This is a genomic window from Mycobacterium sp. NGS49 (assembly GCF_059812565.1).
In genome coordinates this window covers 107,292-125,062 of sequence record NZ_JCALCX010000014.1, presented here as the reverse complement: position 1 = coordinate 125,062, position 17,771 = coordinate 107,292, and the positions used below count along the sequence as shown (strand labels likewise).

The following is a 17,771-nucleotide window of genomic DNA, read 5'->3' as shown; positions in this document are numbered from 1 at the left end:
GCGAGAATTGCCACGACCGAAATCGGTTCACCAACGTCCGGAAAGGACCTCTACGTGCGCGTGGTTGTGATGGGGTGCGGCCGGGTCGGGTCGTCGGTGGCAGACGGTCTGTCGCGGATCGGCCATGACGTCGCGGTGATCGACCGCGACAGCGCCGCCTTCAACCGGCTCAGCCCGGAGTTCGACGGCGACCGGGTGCTCGGTCAGGGTTTCGACCGCGACGTGCTGCTGCGGGCCGGTATCGAAGGCGCCGACGCGTTCGCGGCGGTGTCGTCCGGCGACAACTCCAACATCATCTCCGCGCGGCTGGCCCGGGAGACCTTCGGCGTGCGTCGGGTGGTCGCGCGGATCTACGACGCCAAACGCGCGGAGGTCTACGAGCGCCTGGGTATCCCCACGATCGCCACCGTGCCGTGGACCACCGACCGACTGCTCAACGCCCTGACACAGGAGACCGAGACAGCCAAGTGGCGAGATCCGACGGGTACCGTCGCGGTGGCTCAGGTGGTGCTGCACGAGGACTGGGTGGGACGCCGCGCCACCGACTTGGAGCAGGCCACCGGCGCCCGGGTGGCGTTCCTGATCCGGTTCGGCACCGGCATCCTGCCCGAACCCAAGACCGTGCTCCAGGCCGGCGACCAGGTGTACGTCGCCGCCATCTCCGGGCGCGCCGCTGAAGCCGTCGCCATCGCAGCCCTGCCGCCGAGCGAGGACTTGGAAAAATGACATGTGCTGACAACGCCGGGGGTAGGAAATGAAGCGCGGCGACGACGAAGACGCCGGCGGAGCCGGGGTTATGGGGGTACCACCCGCTTGCGGGGGAGAGTGGCGCAAATGAAGGTAGCCGTCGCCGGGGCCGGCGCAGTGGGGCGCTCCGTGGCCCGGGAGCTCGTCGCCAACTCACATGACGTGACGCTGATCGAGCGCAATGCCGACCACCTCGACACCGACGCCATCCCCGCCGCGCACTGGCTGTTGGGTGACGCCTGCGAACTGAGCCTGCTCGAGCAGATGCACCTCGAGGATTTCGACGTCGTGGTCGCCGCCACCGGTGACGACAAGGTCAACGTGGTGCTCAGCCTGCTGGCAAAAACCGAATTCGCGGTCCCCCGGGTGGTTGCCCGGGTCAACGACCCGCGCAACGAGTGGCTGTTCACCGACGCGTGGGGGGTCGACGTGGCGGTGTCGACGCCACGCATGCTGGCCTCGCTGATCGAGGAAGCCGTCGCCGTGGGCGACCTGGTGCGGCTGATGGAGTTCCGCAAGGGCCAGGCCAATCTGGTCGAGATCACCCTGCCCGACGACACGCCGTGGGGCGGCAAGCCGGTGCGCAAGCTGCAGTTGCCGCGCAATGTCTCGCTGGTGACGATTCTGCGGGGGTCACGGGTGATCGTCCCCGAGGGCGACGAACCACTCGAAGGCGGCGACGAGTTGCTGTTCGTCGCGATCACCGAGGCGGAAGCGGACCTGCGCGAGCTGCTGCTGCCGACCACCTGAGTCCCGCTAGTCGCGGACGGCGTCCCCGTCGATGTCTGCGCCGGCCGTGACCGGGCGCTGCCGTGCCGAAATCGCTCGTAGCGCGGCCTTTATCGCCCAGTACGTCACCAGGGCCGCCACCGCGGTCAGCGGCCAGCCCATCGCGATCCGGGTCACCCCCAGCCAGCCGGTCTTGCCGAGTTCGTACAGCTGCCCCTGGACGGCGAAGCGGGCGATGAACACCAGGGTCCAGCACAGCGTCGCGAGGTCGAACGCATACACCGCGCGCGACGCCGCACGCCAACCGTTGTCGCGGCCGCTGGCCCAGCTCCAGAGGTAACCCACCACCGGACGGCGGATCAGTATCGACGCCCCGAACACCACAGCCCAGAACAGCGACATCCAGATGCCCAGCAGGAAGTAACCCTTGGACTGCCCGACCAGGTAGGCGATCAGCGCACAGACGGCGACACCGAAGAAGCCCGACACCGCCGGCTGCACGGAATCTCGGCGCATCAGCCGCCACAGCAGCACCAGGGCCGCGACACCCAGCGCGCAGCCGATCGCCGGCAGCAGCCCGGCGACGCTGGACGCGATCACGAAGGTCACCACCGGCAGCGTCGAGTAGACGAGGCCGCTTACGCCGCCTGCCTGGGCCAGCAGGCGGTCGGCGCTGAAACGGTTATCGCTCACGGGAAATCGACGCAAAGCCGTGGGGTGAGGACAGTCAACGCTGGATTTCGTAGTGCGGGTTGTAGATGGCCTTGGTGCCGTTCTCCATCTTGCCCATCCGGCCCCGCACCCGCAGGGTCCGTCCGGACTCGATCCCGGGAATCCGCCGCTGCCCCAACCACACCAGGGTGACGGTGTCGCTGCCGTCGAACAGTTCCGCGCGGACTCCGCCGGAACATCCCTTGCCGTTCGTCTCGACGCTGCGCAGCGTCCCCACCATCGTGACCTCCTGGCCGCGCTGGCAGTCGATGGCGCGCTGCGCGCCGGTATTGAGGACTTCGTCGGAGAGTTCTTCGACGTCGCGTTGTTCCGGGTCTTCCGTCAACCGACGGGTGAGCCGGCGTAGATACCCTTGGGCCCCCATGGCCACTCCTGACACTTCGACGTCGTTAGAAAAGCTCTGGTTCAGTCAGCATTTTCCACCATGCCAACGGTCACCGTAGCCCTGTTGGTTCCCTGACGCCACATAGACGAAACCAATGATCTTCGGGTGTCTTCGACACCAGGCACTATGAGGAGGTGGTAGTCGATTTGCGCGGTGTCACGACGGTGTTGTTGCCGGGCACCGGATCCGACGAAAACTACGTTGACCGGGCGTTTTCCGGCCCGCTGCACGCCCACGGTGCGGTGTTGGTCACACCTGCGCCGCTACCGGACCGGCTCGTCGACGGTTATCTGGCGGCGCTGAACGACGCGGCACGCTGCGGGCCGATCGCGGTGGGCGGGGTGTCGATCGGTGCCGCGGTGGCCGCGACGTGGGCGCTGGCCAATCCTGGTCGCACCGTGGCCGTGCTGGCGGCCCTACCGGCCTGGACCGGTGAACCCGGCTCAGCCCCCGCGGCCCTCGCCGCGCAGTACACGGCGTCGCAGTTGCGTCGCGACGGCCTGGCAGCCACGACGGCACAGATGCGGGCCTCGAGCCCCCCGTGGCTGGCCGACGAGCTGGCCAGGTCGTGGGAACGCCAGTGGCCGCGACTGCCGGACGCCATGGAACAGGCGGCGTGCTTTGTCGCACCCAGTTGCGCCGAGCTGATGCGGCTGGTGCCGCCGCTGGGCGTGGCGGCCGCGGTCGACGATCCGATTCACCCGCTGCGGGTCGGCGCCGACTGGGTGACCGCCGCACCACGGGCAGCGCTACGCACGGTGACCCTGGATGAGATGGGTGCGCACCCCGAGGCCCTGGGCGCGGCGTGCCTGGCGGCGCTGGCTGATGCCGGTTAGCCGCCGGTCGACGTGCTGCGTAACTGCTGCATCGCCGATCCGTCGCTGCTGCGACGCGCGGTCGGCTCGTCCGCAGGCGGTTGCGGTTCGGCCGGCTCGGCTCCCTGTTGGGCGGCCGCGGCCTCGCGCAACTGCTGCACCATCGGCTCGGGCAACTGCACCGGCAGCGGCGTGCGGACCGGTAGCGGCGTGTCGCCACGTCGAACCACGGTGTCCGCCAAGGCCTCACGCGCCTCGTCAGTCAGGGCGTCGATGGTCTCGTGCGGCCCGTTGACCACGCACCGGATCATCCAGCGGTAACCGTCGACGCCGATGAAGCGCACCGCGCCGGATGCGCTGCCCACCACCTCGCGACCCCACGGCCCGTCCTTGATGGAGACCTTGGCCGAATCCTTGCGCAACGAGTCGGCCAGCTCGCTGGCCACCTCGCGCCACAGGCCCGCCGTCTTGGGGGCCGCATAGGCGGCGATGGTGAATCTCCCATTGGGCGTGACGACCCATACCGCGCTCGGCACGCCGGTCTCGGTCAGCTCGACCTGCACCTGCCCCGCCGCCGGCATCGGAATCAGCACCGAGCCCAGATCGAGCCGGGCTACCTCGGCGTCCGCCGGATCGTCGAAGTCCTCGATGTCGAACGGGCCATCGAGTGCCTCGTCGCCGTCGGCGTCTTCGACGGGCTGCTCGGCCTGAGCGGCCGGCCCCTGGTCGGAAGCGCCGCCGTCCTTGCGTGTGCGTCTACCGAATGCTGGCATCAGCGCCGCTCCTTCTCATCGCTTCGCTTCATCTTCCTCCCGGGGCATCACAGACTCGCGTGTCCGCCGGAGGAACCGTGACCACCATCGCCGCGGGACGTGTCGGCCAGCCCGGCGTCGTCGAATGACGAAACCTCCACCAAATCGACCAGCTCGACCCGCTGCACCAGCAATTGGGCAATGCGGTCGCCTCGGCGCACCACGATCGGGGTGGCGGGGTCGAGGTTGATCAGCGCGACCTTGATTTCGCCACGATATCCCGCGTCGATGGTGCCCGGGCTGTTGACGATCGACAGCCCGACGCGCGAGGCCAGTCCCGAACGCGGGTGCACCAATCCGACCATGCCGAACGGGATGGCGACCGCGATGCCCGTGCGCACCAGGGCGCGGTGGCCGGGTGCCAGCTCGACGTCCTCGGCGCTGAACAGGTCAACGCCCGCGTCACCGTCGTGAGCGCGGCTGGGCATCGGCAGACCCCGATCAAGACGGACTATGGCCAGACTGGTCGACACGGGGGCACAGATTACCCTTGACCGCGTGTCGGATACGCGCGTCGCGCCGCAAAGCGTGCGATATCGCGAGCGGCTGTGGGTGCCCTGGTGGTGGTGGCCACTGGGTTTCTCGCTTGCGGCGATCATCGCGTTCGAGGTCAACCTGGGCATACGTACGCTGCCCGACTGGTTGCCGTTCGCGACTCTGTTCGCGGTGGCGACGGGCGTGTTGCTGTGGTTGGGCCGCGTCGAAGTGCGGGTCACCGCCGCGGATGGCGTGGTCGAACTGTGGGCCGGCGAGGCGCATCTGCCGGTCACCGTGGTTTCCCGATCCGCCGAGATAGCGCGTACCGCCAAATCGGCGGCTTTGGGCCGGCAACTCGACCCGGCCGCGTACGTGCTGCATCGGGCCTGGGTCGGCCCCATGGTGTTGCTGGTCCTCGACGATCCCGACGACCCGACGCCCTACTGGATGGTGAGTTGCCGTCACCCGGCGCGGGTGCTGTCGGCCTTGCGGAGCTGAGTGCAGCCGTCAGGCCGCGCAGTCGGTACAGATCATCACGCCGTTCTTCTCGCTGGCGAGACGGCTGCGGTGTTGCACCAGAAAGCAACTCGAGCAGGTGAATTCGTCAGCCTGCTTGGGAATCACGCGCACCGACAGTTCTTCCCCCGAAAGGTCGGCGCCAGGTAGTTCGAAAGACTCGGCGGATTCGGATTCGTCGACGTCGACCACGGCGGACGCCGCCTCGTTCCGTCGCGCTTTGAGCTCCTCCAGCGAGTCTTCAGAGACGTCGTCCGTCTCCGTACGCCGCGGAGCGTCATAGTCGGTAGGCATCTTCTTCCCCGTCCTTGTCCCCTCAGGGCCCTCATAAGCTCAAGGAACGCTTTGTACCAGCGTCGAACGCGTGCACCAAACTATTCGTGCCCGTATTACGGGTGAATCGAGTGTGATTTGCATCACACCGTTGGAATGACCCTTGTCCTTGGCCTTAAACGGTGTGTTTACGGTGCGATTAGAGTGCATGTGTGGTTGCACACATCACCGAGGGTACCGCCTTCGACAAGCACGGTCGGCCCTTCCGGCGACGCAATCCCCGCCCCGCCATCATCGTCGCAATCTTCCTGCTGGTGGTGACCGGAGTGGTGTGGACGGTCGCGCTCACCAGGCCGGTGGACGTCCGTGGGGTCGCGGTCTGCAATCCGCCGCCACCGGCCGCGGGCACCGAGACCCCGGCCAAGCTCGGTGAGCAGGTGACGCGGACGGAAATGATCGACGTCACCCCCGCCAAGCTCAGCGACACCAAGGTCCGCGTCCTCAACGCCAGTGGCCGAGGTGGTCAGGCCGGCGATATCGCCGGTGCGCTACAGGATCTCGGCTTCGCCCAACCGACCTCAGCCAACGACCCGATCTATGCCGGCACTCGAATGACCTGTCAGGGCCAGATCCGGTTCGGCACCGCGGGACAAGCCACAGCGGCGGCGCTGTGGCTGGTGGCGCCGTGCACCGAACTGTTCCACGACAGCCGCGGTGACGACTCCGTAGACCTGGCGCTGGGAACCGACTTCAACTCCCTGGCGCACAACGACGACATCGACGCCGTCCTGGCCACCCTTCGACCCGGGGCTACCGAGCCGGCCGATCACGCGCTGCTGGCGAAGATCCACGCCAACAGCTGCTGACCTGGTCAGTCGATCCGGTCCAGACCCCCGACGCGCTGCAGGGCCGCCAGTAGCGCATCGGCGATGCCGGGCGCCGCCGCGACCACCAGGGCGCCGTCCGCATCCGGCGGTGGCAACACCACCCGTGCGCCCGCCTCGGCGGCGATCAGCGCGCCCGCCGCGCAGTCCCACACCTGCAGACCATGCTCGTAGTACGCGTCGAGGTGCCCGGCGGCGACCATACACAGGTCGAGGGCCGCCGAACCGATACGACGCACGTCACGCACCACCGGCAGCAGCTGCGCCACCAACTCGGCCTGGCGGGCCCGGCGCGTCGGCGAATACCCGAACCCGGTCCCGAGCAACGCCATCGACAGCTCGGCCGCGGCACTGCATCGCAACTCGTGCCTGCCGTGCTCGTCGGTGACATGCGCACCGAGCCCCGCCGCTGCCGAATACACCCGTCCCGCAACGACATCGGCTACCGCCCCGGCCACCGACACCCCGTCGACCTGGGCGCCGACCGACACGGCGTAGACCGGTATGCCGTAGACGAAATTCACCGTCCCGTCGATGGGATCGAGCACCCAGGTGACCGTGCCGGCAGCGCCGGCCGCCGGACCTTGCGGCCCGCCGCCTTCCTCGCCGAGAACCGGGTCGCCGGGGCGAAGCGCCGCCAGCCGGTTACGCAGCAACTGTTCGGTCTCGGTGTCGACCACCGTCACCGGGTCGGTCGGAGTGGTCTTGGCCTGAACCGCGTCGGCATCGGGGCCGGATTCGGCTCCGCGGCCGAACACTTCCGCGCGCCGGCGCCGCACGAACGCAGCCGCCTCGGTAGCGACCGTCACGGCCACCTCGCGCAGATGAGCCGGTTCGGCGGAGCGGATCACGGGTCTATCGCACCACAACCGCGCACTCCACCGACGACTCAACCCGCCCTACCCCGTTGGCGCACCGGGTCGCTATAAGGTGGGCGGAACCCAAAAGTCTCGCCGAGGAGATTTCGATGACCAGCATCGCCTCTGGATCCGATACGGCCGGTTCCCCGTCGCAGCGCCGAGCATTCGGAATCGACGTCGGCGGTAGTGGCATCAAGGGCGCGATCGTCGATCTGGACACTGGTCAGTTGATCGGCGACCGAATCAAACTACTGACGCCGCAGCCGGCCACGCCCGACGCGGTCGCCAAGACGATCGCCGAAGTCGTCCACGGTTTCGGCTGGACCGGCCCGCTCGGAGTCACCTATCCCGGCGTGGTAACCCACGGCATCGTGCAGACGGCGGCCAACGTGGACAGGGCCTGGATCGGGACCAACGCCCGCGACATCATCAGCGCCGAGCTCGCGGGCCAGCAGGTCACCATCCTCAATGACGCCGACGCCGCCGGGCTGGCGGAGGAACGCTACGGCGCCGGCAAAGGCCACGAGGGACTGGTGGTCCTGCTCACCTTCGGTACCGGGATCGGTTCGGCGGTCATCCATAACGGCAAGCTGATTCCCAACACCGAGTTCGGCCACCTTGAGGTCGGCGGCAAGGAAGCCGAGGAGCGGGCGGCGTCGTCGGTGAAGGAACGCAACAACTGGACCTACGAACAGTGGACCAAGCAGGTGACCAGGGTGCTGGTCGCCATCGAGAACGCCATCTGGCCGGATCTGTTCATCGCCGGCGGCGGGATCAGCCGCAAGGCCGACAAGTGGGTGCATCTGCTGAACAACCGCACCCCTGTCGTGCCGGCCACGTTGCAGAACAACGCCGGAATCGTCGGCGCGGCCATGGCGTCCGTCGGCGACGTGACGCACTGAATTTTGTCCGCTCGGCAAGTACCAGGGCGTGGTGAAGTTACAATGGTCGTCGGCGGCCGCCCGAACCGATAGCGCGCGATACTCACGCTGATATCAAACGCCGACATTCGACATAGCAGACACTTTCGGTCATTCATGCCCAGGCCCACCGGAAGTGCGTCCAACCGAAGGGGTGTATGTGGCAGCGACCAAGGCAAGTGCGGCGACCGATGAACCGGTGAAGCGCACCGCTGCGAAGCCTCCCGCCAAGCGCACGGCGGCCAAGGCCGCCCACGGCTCCGCTCCGGCGAAGCGGGCCGCAAAAGCCGCCGGACCCGCGGCGGACGCCGCGCCGGGCGCGGCCCCGAGGAAGACCCGTGCCAAAGCGGCCGCAAAAGCACCGGCGGCGGCCAAGCCGAAAGACGCCGACGTGCTGGCTAGCGACGTCGACGTCACCCTCGAGACCGCTGAGGAACTCGACACCGACATTGACGTGGAGCCCGGCGACGACCTCGAGATCGACGCCGCGGATTTGAGCCTCGACGACCTGGACGAAGTTGCTCCGGACGCCGAAATCGAGCCGGTCGACGCCGAGGAGGGCGTGCCGGTGACTGCCGCCGTCGTCACCGCCGCGCCGGTCGAGGACGAAGAAGAGATCGCCGAGCCCACCGAGAAGGACAAGGCGTCCGGCGACTTCGTGTGGGACGAGGACGAGTCGGAGGCGCTGCGCCAGGCGCGCAAGGACGCCGAACTCACGGCCTCGGCTGACTCGGTGCGCGCGTACCTCAAGCAGATCGGCAAGGTGGCGCTGCTCAACGCCGAGGAAGAGGTCGAGCTGGCCAAGCGGATCGAGGCCGGCTTGTACGCGACGCAGTTGATGATGGAGCTGTCGGATCGTGGGGAGAAGCTGCCCGCCGCCCAGCGCCGCGACATGATGTGGATCTGCCGGGACGGTGACCGCGCCAAGAACCATCTGCTGGAAGCCAACCTGCGTCTGGTGGTGTCGCTGGCCAAGCGCTACACCGGCCGGGGCATGGCGTTCCTGGACCTCATCCAGGAGGGCAACCTCGGTCTGATCCGCGCGGTGGAGAAGTTCGACTACACCAAGGGCTACAAGTTCTCCACCTACGCGACGTGGTGGATCCGCCAGGCCATCACCCGCGCCATGGCCGACCAGGCCCGCACCATCCGCATCCCGGTGCACATGGTCGAGGTCATCAACAAGCTGGGCCGCATCCAGCGCGAGCTGCTGCAGGATCTGGGCCGCGAGCCCACCCCCGAGGAACTCGCCAAGGAAATGGACATCACGCCGGAGAAGGTGCTGGAGATCCAGCAATACGCCCGCGAGCCCATTTCGCTGGACCAGACCATCGGCGACGAGGGCGACAGCCAACTGGGTGACTTCATCGAAGACAGCGAAGCCGTCGTGGCGGTGGATGCGGTGTCCTTCACGCTGCTGCAAGATCAGCTGCAGTCGGTGCTGGACACGCTGTCCGAGCGCGAGGCCGGCGTCGTTCGGTTGCGCTTCGGACTCACCGACGGCCAGCCGCGCACCCTGGACGAGATCGGGCAGGTCTACGGGGTGACCCGGGAGCGGATCCGTCAGATCGAGTCCAAGACGATGTCCAAGCTGCGCCACCCCAGCCGTTCGCAGGTATTGCGCGACTACCTGGACTAAAGCGTCACCGACCGCCCAGCAACGCCACGGTCGCGCCGCGGGAATACGGCGAGTCGTGCAGCTCGACGGCGGCGGGCAGTGTGCCGTTCGGCACGTCGAACGCGCACTTGAGGAGCGTCTTGTTGCCCGGGTCGACGGTGACCTCGCGGGACTCGACGCTCACGGCGTTGTCGTACTTTTTGCCCGCGGCATCTCGGAGTACCTGGTCCTGGCAGTACACCGATCGCGGCCGATCGCCCTTGTTCTGGACCATCAAGTTGACGACTACGAAGACGCCCTGCGCGCTTCGATAACCGGTCGTCGGCACCCCGAGGCTCAGCGCCGTCACGGTGAACGCCAGTTCGCCGACTAGAACCTCGTCGTTGAGCGACGGTGCGGAGGTGTGCCGTGCGCCCAGGCAGCCGGAGGCCGCCAGGGCAACCACAATCGACGCCAATCCGGTGTTGCTGCGCACTCCTGCACAGCTACCAGCACATCGCGCGCGGGTAAAGCGGCGCCCCCTCGTACTGTGGCGCCATGTCAGCGAGCCGCCAGAACGTCCCGTCGGATTCCGAGTTCGAAGCGGTCGTCGGTTATTCGAGAGCGGTGCGTGTCGGCCCCCTCGTGGCCGTCGCCGGCACCACCGGCAACGGCGACGGCCTTGTCGCGCAGACCCGGGATGCGTTGCGCCGCATCGAAACTGCCCTCGGGCAAGCCGGAGCGACCTTGGCCGACGTCGTCCGCACCCGCATCTACCTGACCGACATTTCCCGGTGGCGCGAAGTGGCCGCGGTTCATGCCGAATTCTTCGGCGAGATCCGTCCGGTCGCCACCATGGTCGAGGTGTCGGCCCTGATCGCCCCGGAGCTCCTGGTGGAGGTCGAAGCCGACGCTTACACCGGCCCCTGATTCGTGTCGGCCGCCGGGAAGCTGCCGTCGGCAGCCGGCTGGTACGGCACCACTCTGATGACCGCGTCGACCGGCAGCGGTCCGTACAGATGCGGAAAGAGCATCGACTGCGGGTCAGTCGGCACTCCCGGCTCCCACCGGACGGGAGCATCGAGTGCGGACCCGTCAACGTACAGCAGCATCATGTCGGTGCGGCCGTGGTAGAGCCGGTTGGCCGGCAGATGAACCTGCTCGATCGTCGAGAGGTGGACGAACGCCTCGGCCTCCGGTCCCGCGGATTCGGGCGGGAACCAACCCCGGTCCCGGGCCGAGCTCCACTCCTGCTCAGAGCACAAACGCACCAGCACATTGGCAATTTGCGACACGATGATTACCCTGCCCCATTTGTGGGCAAATATTCGTGAGAAACGACACACCTCATAACGGTCAGGGAACAAGGCGAAAACTCTGAACGTCTGACAGAGTGAAATTACCGCCAGAACGGAGGAGCCATGAACGCAACTCTGACCAGTCCCGAGCTCACTCGCGCAGACCGCTGCGATCGCTGCGGCGCGGCAGCCCGGGTACGTGCCAAGCTGCCTTCCGGCGCTGAGCTCCTCTTCTGCCAGCACCACGCCAACAAGCACGAGGCGAAGCTGGTTGAGCTGGCGGCGGTCCTGGAGGTCAGCAGTCAGTAATTGCCGCAGAACTCGCCCCACCCAATGTCGCCGGTGCGAGCTCTGATGGGCAATGCTGGACGGGTATGAGCGACCAGGTTCCAAAACCCTCCCGCCACCACGTCTGGCAAATCAGCCGAAGGACGCTGTCCAAAGCGTGGGACGATTCGATTTTCTCCGAATCGGCCGAAGCCGGTTTTTGGACCTGTCTCTCGACGCCGCCGCTGCTGCTCGGGATATTGGGGGCGTTGGCCTGGGTGGCCCCGCTCTTCGGTGCGGACACCCTCGCGGCCATCACCAAGAGCACCTTGTCGATGGCGCGCAACTTCTTCTCTCCCAACGTCGTCAACGAGATCATCGAACCCTCGATCCGCGACATCACCGCCACCGCAGGCGGCGAGGTGGTGTCACTGGGATTTTTGATCTCGCTCTGGGCGGGGTCCTCAGCCATCTCGTCCTTCGTGGACGCGGTGGTGGAGGCGCACGACCAGACACCGCTGCGCCATCCGGTGCGGCAGCGGTTTTTCGCCCTGTTCCTCTACCTGGTGATGCTGGCCTTCGTGGTCATCACCGCCCCGGTCGCGGTGGTGGGACCGCGCAAGGTGAGCGAGCACATCCCTGAGGGCCTGCAGAATCTTCTGCACTACGGCTACTATCCGGCATTGATTCTGGGCCTCATGGCCGGAGTGACTGTGCTCTACCGGGTCGCCCTACCGGTACCGTTGCCTACCCATCGGCTGATCCCCGGCACCGTGCTGGCCTCGGTGGTGTTTCTGGTCGCCACGCTGGGATTGCGGTTCTACCTGAGGTGGATCGGCAGCACCGGCTACACCTACGGTGCGCTGGCCACCCCGATCGCCTTCCTGTTGTTCGCGTTCTTCGGCGGCTTCTCGATCATGATCGGCGCCGAACTCAACGCCGCCATCCAGGAGGAATGGCCGGCGCCGGCCACACATGCACACCGACTGCGCAACTGGCTCGTCCGTCGCACCTCCGGGCTGTCCGGCGCGGCCGACCCGTCAGTCGCGGAGTCGCACGCTGCCCCGGTGGACGCGACCGACGCGGCGGAACCGAAGACCTGATCAGCCCTTCTTGAGCCGCTCGTAGATCTGCTTGCAGTCGGGGCACACCGGTGAGCCCGGCTTGGCGGCTTTGGTGACGGGGAATACCTCGCCGCATAACGCGACAACGTGGTTACCCATGACCGCGCTCTCGGCGATCTTGTCCTTCTTGACATAGTGGAAGTACTTGGGAGTGTCGCTACCGGTCCCGTCATCGGTGCGTTCGCGGGTATCGGTGCGCTCGATCGTCTGGGTGTCCATCCCTGACATTCTGCCTCCTGACCTGGCGCCTGACACTGCGGAAACCGCAATCGGCTCAGGTGTGCAACAGTAGAAGGATGAAGCGGGCCCCGGAGTTTGACGGCTTCGACCATGAGGGGCGGCCTGTGCTCATCACTGCTGCCGCACCGTCCTACGAGGTGCAGCACCGGGCGCGGGTGCGTAAATACCTGAGCATCATGGCTTTTCGCATCCCAGCCCTGCTACTCGCCGCCCTCGCGTACGGGGCCTGGCACAATGGCCTCATCTCGTTGCTGATCGTGGCTGCCTCGATACCGTTGCCCTGGATAGCGGTCCTGATCGCCAACGACCGACCGCCGCGCAGTGCGGACGAGCCACGACGCTTCGAACACTCCCGCCAACGCACGCCGCTGTTCCCGACCGCAGAACGGCCGGCCCTGGAGCAGCGGCGAGACTTCGCGCCGCGGCCAGATTCCCAGACGATCGACGCGGACGGTTCCGACTAACCTCCCCCGCGCGCCACTTCTCAGGACATTCTCAGGTCGGCGCCGTATTCCTGCACGTCACGGGGTGTGAGATAGCGAGCAGGTGGGAACTCAACCGGCGGGCATCTCGTTAACCACATGACAAGACAAGCCGATCGGGAGGGCGTAATGGCCGAACTCACTACACGGGCCACCACAAGCCGGGTTGACGGCGATCTGGATGCTCAAAGCCCAGCCGCGGACTTGGTGCGCGTGTACCTGAACGGCATCGGAAAGACGGCGTTGCTCAACGCCGCCGACGAAGTGGAGTTGGCCAAGCGCATCGAGGCCGGGCTGTATGCCGAGCACCTGCTGGAAACGCGGAAACGCCTCGGGGAGAACCGGAAACGCGATCTGGCGGCGGTCGTCCGCGACGGCCAAGCCGCCCGCCGACACCTGCTGGAAGCCAATCTGCGGCTGGTCGTCTCCCTGGCCAAGCGCTACACCGGCCGCGGGATGCCCTTGTTGGACCTGATCCAGGAGGGCAACCTGGGTTTGATCCGAGCGATGGAAAAGTTCGATTACGCAAAGGGTTTCAAGTTTTCCACGTATGCGACCTGGTGGATCCGGCAAGCCATCACCCGCGGCATGGCCGACCAGAGCCGCACCATCCGGCTGCCCGTTCACCTGGTTGAGCAGGTCAACAAGCTGGCACGGATCAAGCGGGAGATGCACCAGAACCTGGGCCGGGAAGCAACCGACGAGGAACTCGCCGAGGAATCAGGCATCCCGATCGAAAAGATCAACGACCTGCTGGAGCACAGCCGCGACCCCGTGAGCCTGGACATGCCGGTCGGCTCCGAGGAAGAGGCCCCGTTGGGCGACTTCATCGAAGACGCCGAAGCCATGTCCGCGGAGAACGCGGTCATCGCGGAGCTGTTGCACACCGACATCCGCAGTGTGCTCGCAACGCTCGACGAACGTGAACACCAGGTGATCCGGCTCCGTTTCGGCCTCGACGACGGCCAGCCGCGCACCCTGGACCAGATCGGCAAGCTGTTCGGTCTGTCCCGCGAGCGGGTCCGCCAGATCGAGCGCGACGTGATGTGCAAGTTGCGCCACGGCGAGCGGGCCGACCGCCTGCGGTCGTACGCCAGCTGAGGTGTAGCCCAAGCCAGTTTGGCAAGCTTGGTGGGAGACAGTGTGCCCGTCGCGCGTGCGCGGCGGGCATACTGCTGCGGTGGCGCGTTTTGGACGAACCACTCGCGCGGCTGGCGAAGTAGACTCGGCGGCAACGGAGGATGCTGAATGAACGACCTGGTTGATACCACCGAGATGTACCTGCGGACGATCTACGACCTCGAAGAGGAGGGCGTGACGCCCCTGCGTGCCCGCATTGCCGAACGCCTCGAGCAGAGTGGACCCACCGTCAGCCAGACCGTTTCCCGGATGGAACGCGACGGGTTGCTCCGCGTCGCCGGCGACCGGCACCTCGAACTCACCGACAAGGGCCGGGCACTGGCCATCTCGGTGATGCGCAAACACCGCCTTGCCGAACGCCTCCTGGTGGACGTCATCGGGCTGCCCTGGGAGGAAGTGCACGCCGAGGCATGCCGGTGGGAGCACGTGATGAGCGAAGACGTCGAACGGCGACTGGTCAAGGTGCTCAACAATCCGACGACATCCCCGTTCGGCAACCCGATCCCGGGCCTGCTCGACCTGGGCGTCGGCCCGGATTCCGGCGCGGACGAGGTCAACCTGGTCCGCTTGACCGAGCTGCCGCCCGGGTCGACGGTCGCCGTGGTGGTCCGCCAGCTCACCGAGCACGTACAGGGTGACATCGACCTGATCACCCGGCTCAAAGATGCCGGCGTGGTGCCCAATGCGCGCGTCACCGTGGAAAACGGCCAGAGCGGCGGGGTGACGATCCTCATCCCCGGCCACGAGAAGGTCACGCTGCCCAGCGAGATGGCGCACGCGGTCAAGGTGGAGAAGGTCTGACCCGCCGCACCGCCTAGCCCGCACGTCTGTCGAACGACTGTCGCGGCGGCAACCGCACGCCGAGTTGCGCGGCCAGTCGGTAGCCGGTGCCGGCCAGTTCGCGAATGTCCTTGGGCCGCAAGCCCGATTGCAGCGCCTGGTCCAGCATGCCGGCCATCCGATGGTTCGGGTCGCAGCGCAGCGCGGCTTCCAGCGACATCCCGGCCAGCGGCCCATCACCGCGCACGTAGGCGCTGAATGCCAGCAACACCAGCGCCTCCACTCGCCACGGCGGGGGCAGCAGACGCGACAGCACCATCCACAGCGACTCGGCCGCATCGGCACCCTCCCCCACGGCGAGTGCGTACAGGGTGTCGCGCACCTGCAGGTCGGTCAGGGCGCAGCCCACCTCAGCCAGCTCGGCGTCGGACAACTGTTGCCCGTCGAGCACCCGCGCGGCGGCGGCCATCGCGTTCTCCACGTCGCGACGGCCGCGGGCCGCGGGGTCCGCGCGGTGGGCGATCTCGCGCGCGCTCGCAGCGCGCTCGAGGACCCCCGTCAGCGCCGCGCTGCGGGCCGAGTCCAGCGCAATCACCGCCTGCAGGTCGGCGCGCCGCGGGTAGAGGCGTCGGCCTTCCAGCACCGCGGCTGCCGCCAGGGGTGACGCGGACGGATCGTCGATCTCTCCGCCTGCGCCGCAGCCATCGACGCAATGCCAGCGTCCGCCCGCGGCGATCCGATCCACCACATGCGCCGCGTGGGGCTCGATGCCGTACCGGGCCAGTGCCCCGGTGAGCGACGACCAAAGCCGGCGGTAGTCCTCGTTGCACCCCGGACACTGCGCCCCTTCGGCATCGACCATCACGATCACCGCGACGTCCGGGGCTGCCGCTGCGGCAACCGCCGCGAGTTCGTTGACCCGGTCGGGCAACTCGTCGGAGAGGTCGGCGCGCAACACCGATCCCACCCCACCGCCTTCGAATGTCACCAGCACCAGTGATTTCTCCGGCACGAAGCCCAGGATGGCCGGCAACGCGGCAATCAACGCGGCGGGGCGATCAAGATCGAAGTCAGGTCCATGCGTCGTCATGGCGTCAACGCTGACGTCACCCACCGTCACTCCGTGTTCGCGCAACGCAATTCAGCTACCCGCTTGTGGAGAAAGTCGCGACTGTGGGCCTTATCGTCTACTCATGACTTCGATGCGCGAGTACGACCTGGTCGTTATCGGATCCGGGCCCGGCGGCCAGAAGGCCGCCATCGCCGCGGCCAAGCTGGGCAAGTCTGTCGCGATCGTCGAGCGGGGGCGCATGGTCGGCGGCGTCTGCGTCAACACGGGCACCATCCCGTCGAAGACCCTGCGCGAGGCGGTCGTCTACCTGACCGGGATGAGTCAGCGCGAACTCTACGGCGCGAGCTACCGCGTGAAGGACAAGATCACTCCGGCCGACCTGCTGGCGCGCACCCAGCACGTGATCGGCAAGCAGGTCGACGTGGTGCGTTCGCAACTGATGCGCAACCGGATCGACCTGGTGCTGGGGCACGGCCGCTTCATCGACCCGCACACGGTCCTGGTGGAGGAAGACGCCCAGGGCGAGCGGGTGACGGTCAGCGGCGACTATGTCGTCATCGCCACCGGCACCAAACCGGTGCGCCCGTCCGGCATCGAGTTCGACGAGCGCCGGGTCCTGGACTCCGACGGCATCCTGGACCTACGGTCGCTGCCGGCATCGATGGTGGTGGTCGGTGCGGGGGTCATCGGCATCGAGTACGCGTCGATGTTCGCCGCGCTGGGCACCAAGGTCACCGTCGTGGAGAAGCGCGACACGATGCTCGACTTCTGCGACCCCGAAATCGTCGAGGCACTCAAGTTTCACCTGCGCGACCTGGCGGTCACGTTCCGCTTCGGCGAAGAGGTCACCGCCGTCGACGTCGGCGCCGCGGGCACGGTCACCACGCTGGCCAGCGGAAAGCAGATTCCAGCCGAAACGGTGATGTACTCGGCGGGCCGTGAGGGCCAGACCGAACACCTGGGCCTGGAGAATGCCGGGCTGGACACCGACCATCGCGGCAGGATTTTCGTCGACGACCAATTCCAGACCAAGGTCGAACACATCTACGCCGTAGGCGATGTCATCGGTTTTCCGGCGCTGGCCGCGACCTCGATGGATCAGGGCCGGCTGGCCGCCTACCACGCGTTCGGAGAGCCGACCGACGGCATCACCACCCTGCAGCCGATCGGGATCTACTCGATCCCCGAGGTGTCCTACGTCGGAAAGACCGAGGTGGAGCTGACCAAGGACTCGGTCCCGTACGAGGTGGGCGTGTGCCGGTATCGCGAGCTGGCCCGCGGCCAGATCGCCGGCGACTCCTACGGCATGCTCAAACTGCTGGTTTCCACCACCGACCGCACGCTGCTCGGTGCCCACATCTTCGGCACCAGCGCAACCGAGATGGTGCACATCGGACAGGCCGTGATGGGGTGCGGAGGTACCGTCGACTACCTGGTGGACGCGGTGTTCAACTACCCGACGTTCTCCGAGGCCTACAAGGTCGCCGCGCTGGACGTCACCAACAAGATGCGCGCGCTGCACCAGTTCCGCCGGTAACGGCCGTCAGCGACCAACCCCCGGCCCAGGATTTCCGCGCGAATAGAACGCGCCCGCGCGGCGTTGACGAACGGGCCGGCCATG

General features: G+C 67.1%; 24 protein-coding genes. 14 read left to right on the top strand and 10 right to left on the bottom strand.

Annotated elements, in window-relative coordinates:
• Positions 1-54: 54 nt before the first annotated feature.
• A complete protein-coding gene (locus AC5Y7D_RS16625) occupies positions 55-726 on the top strand; it encodes a potassium channel family protein (protein ID WP_499925856.1) in 672 nt (223 codons plus the stop codon).
• A 108-nt stretch (positions 727-834) separates the two neighbouring features.
• The gene (locus tag AC5Y7D_RS16620; RefSeq protein ID WP_499925854.1) at positions 835-1,497 is read left to right on the top strand and encodes a potassium channel family protein; all 663 of its coding nucleotides are present in this window, start codon (positions 835-837) and stop codon (positions 1,495-1,497) included.
• Positions 1,498-1,503: 6 nt separating this feature from the next.
• On the opposite strand, the gene AC5Y7D_RS16615 is transcribed toward AC5Y7D_RS16620, so the two are convergent.
• Both AC5Y7D_RS16615 and AC5Y7D_RS16610 read right to left on the bottom strand, forming a co-directional pair.
• Positions 1,504-2,169, bottom strand: coding sequence for a DUF3159 domain-containing protein (locus AC5Y7D_RS16615; RefSeq protein ID WP_499925852.1), 666 nt, complete (start codon positions 2,167-2,169; stop codon positions 1,504-1,506).
• Between the two features lie 34 nt (positions 2,170-2,203).
• On the bottom strand, positions 2,204-2,572 hold the full coding sequence (locus tag AC5Y7D_RS16610) for an OB-fold nucleic acid binding domain-containing protein (RefSeq protein WP_055578430.1): 369 nt from the start codon (positions 2,570-2,572) through the stop codon (positions 2,204-2,206).
• Between the two features lie 155 nt (positions 2,573-2,727).
• Between AC5Y7D_RS16610 and AC5Y7D_RS16605 the strand changes: the two genes are divergently transcribed.
• Positions 2,728-3,429 carry an alpha/beta hydrolase gene (locus AC5Y7D_RS16605; protein WP_499925850.1) on the top strand — a complete coding sequence of 234 codons (702 nt, stop codon included), beginning with the start codon at positions 2,728-2,730 and terminating at the stop codon, positions 3,427-3,429.
• Here AC5Y7D_RS16605 and AC5Y7D_RS16600 read toward each other — a convergent pair.
• Together AC5Y7D_RS16600 and dut are read right to left on the bottom strand one after the other, a co-directional pair.
• Entirely contained in the window at positions 3,426-4,181 is a 756-nt protein-coding gene (locus AC5Y7D_RS16600) for a DUF3710 domain-containing protein (RefSeq protein ID WP_499925848.1), read from the bottom strand. The genes AC5Y7D_RS16605 and AC5Y7D_RS16600 overlap by 4 nt on opposite strands.
• 47 nt (positions 4,182-4,228) lie before the next feature.
• Positions 4,229-4,693, bottom strand: a complete 465-nt coding sequence (gene dut / locus AC5Y7D_RS16595; protein ID WP_499925846.1) for a dUTP diphosphatase — start codon at positions 4,691-4,693, stop codon at positions 4,229-4,231.
• A 25-nt stretch (positions 4,694-4,718) separates the two neighbouring features.
• Here dut and AC5Y7D_RS16590 point away from each other — a divergent pair, with 25 nt between their 5' ends.
• On the top strand, positions 4,719-5,195 hold the full coding sequence (locus tag AC5Y7D_RS16590) for a DUF3093 domain-containing protein (RefSeq protein ID WP_499925844.1): 477 nt from the start codon (positions 4,719-4,721) through the stop codon (positions 5,193-5,195).
• Positions 5,196-5,204: 9 nt separating this feature from the next.
• Here the strand turns inward: AC5Y7D_RS16590 and AC5Y7D_RS16585 are convergent, their stop codons facing one another.
• Complete coding sequence (locus tag AC5Y7D_RS16585) at positions 5,205-5,507, bottom strand: DUF4193 domain-containing protein (RefSeq protein WP_003919098.1); 303 nt, start codon at positions 5,505-5,507, stop codon at positions 5,205-5,207.
• 191 nt (positions 5,508-5,698) lie between these two features.
• Between AC5Y7D_RS16585 and cei the strand changes: the two genes are divergently transcribed.
• Positions 5,699-6,352, top strand: coding sequence for an envelope integrity protein Cei (cei, locus tag AC5Y7D_RS16580; protein WP_499925843.1), 654 nt, complete (start codon positions 5,699-5,701; stop codon positions 6,350-6,352).
• A gap of 5 nt (positions 6,353-6,357) precedes the next feature.
• On the opposite strand, the gene AC5Y7D_RS16575 is transcribed toward cei, so the two are convergent.
• A complete protein-coding gene (locus tag AC5Y7D_RS16575) occupies positions 6,358-7,221 on the bottom strand; it encodes an inositol monophosphatase family protein (protein ID WP_499925841.1) in 864 nt (287 codons plus the stop codon).
• Between the two features lie 116 nt (positions 7,222-7,337).
• Here AC5Y7D_RS16575 and ppgK point away from each other — a divergent pair, with 116 nt between their 5' ends.
• Together ppgK and AC5Y7D_RS16565 are read left to right on the top strand one after the other, a co-directional pair.
• Entirely contained in the window at positions 7,338-8,132 is a 795-nt protein-coding gene (ppgK, locus tag AC5Y7D_RS16570) for a polyphosphate--glucose phosphotransferase (RefSeq protein WP_499925840.1), read from the top strand.
• A 178-nt stretch (positions 8,133-8,310) separates the two neighbouring features.
• Entirely contained in the window at positions 8,311-9,789 is a 1,479-nt protein-coding gene (locus AC5Y7D_RS16565; protein WP_499925838.1) for an RNA polymerase sigma factor, read from the top strand.
• A gap of 4 nt (positions 9,790-9,793) precedes the next feature.
• Here AC5Y7D_RS16565 and AC5Y7D_RS16560 read toward each other — a convergent pair whose 3' ends face one another.
• Positions 9,794-10,243, bottom strand: a complete 450-nt coding sequence (locus AC5Y7D_RS16560; protein WP_499925836.1) for a DUF4352 domain-containing protein — start codon at positions 10,241-10,243, stop codon at positions 9,794-9,796.
• A 62-nt stretch (positions 10,244-10,305) separates the two neighbouring features.
• Here AC5Y7D_RS16560 and AC5Y7D_RS16555 point away from each other — a divergent pair, with 62 nt between their 5' ends.
• Positions 10,306-10,677, top strand: coding sequence for a RidA family protein (locus AC5Y7D_RS16555; protein WP_499925834.1), 372 nt, complete (start codon positions 10,306-10,308; stop codon positions 10,675-10,677).
• Here AC5Y7D_RS16555 and AC5Y7D_RS16550 read toward each other — a convergent pair.
• Complete coding sequence (locus tag AC5Y7D_RS16550) at positions 10,662-11,042, bottom strand: DUF952 domain-containing protein (protein WP_499925832.1); 381 nt, start codon at positions 11,040-11,042, stop codon at positions 10,662-10,664. The genes AC5Y7D_RS16555 and AC5Y7D_RS16550 overlap by 16 nt on opposite strands.
• A 126-nt stretch (positions 11,043-11,168) precedes the next feature.
• Here AC5Y7D_RS16550 and AC5Y7D_RS16545 point away from each other — a divergent pair, with 126 nt between their 5' ends.
• Positions 11,169-11,354, top strand: coding sequence for a DUF7455 domain-containing protein (locus AC5Y7D_RS16545; protein ID WP_499925830.1), 186 nt, complete (start codon positions 11,169-11,171; stop codon positions 11,352-11,354).
• Positions 11,355-11,419: 65 nt separating this feature from the next.
• Complete coding sequence (locus AC5Y7D_RS16540) at positions 11,420-12,415, top strand: YihY/virulence factor BrkB family protein (protein ID WP_499925828.1); 996 nt, start codon at positions 11,420-11,422, stop codon at positions 12,413-12,415.
• Here the strand turns inward: AC5Y7D_RS16540 and AC5Y7D_RS16535 are convergent, their stop codons facing one another.
• The gene (locus AC5Y7D_RS16535) at positions 12,416-12,655 is read right to left on the bottom strand and encodes a DUF3039 domain-containing protein (RefSeq protein ID WP_055578417.1); all 240 of its coding nucleotides are present in this window, start codon (positions 12,653-12,655) and stop codon (positions 12,416-12,418) included.
• Positions 12,656-12,732: 77 nt separating this feature from the next.
• On the opposite strand from AC5Y7D_RS16535, the gene AC5Y7D_RS16530 reads away from it, so the two are divergent.
• The 3 genes from AC5Y7D_RS16530 to AC5Y7D_RS16520 all read left to right on the top strand — a co-directional run bounded on the left by AC5Y7D_RS16530 (position 12,733) and on the right by AC5Y7D_RS16520 (position 15,099).
• Complete coding sequence (locus tag AC5Y7D_RS16530; RefSeq protein WP_499925826.1) at positions 12,733-13,140, top strand: DUF3099 domain-containing protein; 408 nt, start codon at positions 12,733-12,735, stop codon at positions 13,138-13,140.
• 147 nt (positions 13,141-13,287) lie between these two features.
• A complete protein-coding gene (sigB, locus tag AC5Y7D_RS16525) occupies positions 13,288-14,259 on the top strand; it encodes a sigma-70 family RNA polymerase sigma factor SigB (RefSeq protein WP_499925974.1) in 972 nt (323 codons plus the stop codon).
• A gap of 147 nt (positions 14,260-14,406) precedes the next feature.
• Positions 14,407-15,099 carry an iron-dependent transcriptional repressor DtxR gene (locus tag AC5Y7D_RS16520; protein ID WP_499925824.1) on the top strand — a complete coding sequence of 231 codons (693 nt, stop codon included), beginning with the start codon at positions 14,407-14,409 and terminating at the stop codon, positions 15,097-15,099.
• Positions 15,100-15,112: 13 nt separating this feature from the next.
• On the opposite strand, the gene AC5Y7D_RS16515 is transcribed toward AC5Y7D_RS16520, so the two are convergent.
• On the bottom strand, positions 15,113-16,168 hold the full coding sequence (locus AC5Y7D_RS16515; RefSeq protein WP_499925822.1) for a DUF4192 domain-containing protein: 1,056 nt from the start codon (positions 16,166-16,168) through the stop codon (positions 15,113-15,115).
• 112 nt (positions 16,169-16,280) lie between these two features.
• On the opposite strand from AC5Y7D_RS16515, the gene sthA reads away from it, so the two are divergent.
• Positions 16,281-17,687 (top strand): Si-specific NAD(P)(+) transhydrogenase, encoded by a 1,407-nt coding sequence (gene sthA / locus AC5Y7D_RS16510; protein ID WP_499925973.1) that lies wholly within the window; start codon positions 16,281-16,283, stop codon positions 17,685-17,687.
• Positions 17,688-17,771 lie beyond the last annotated feature (84 nt).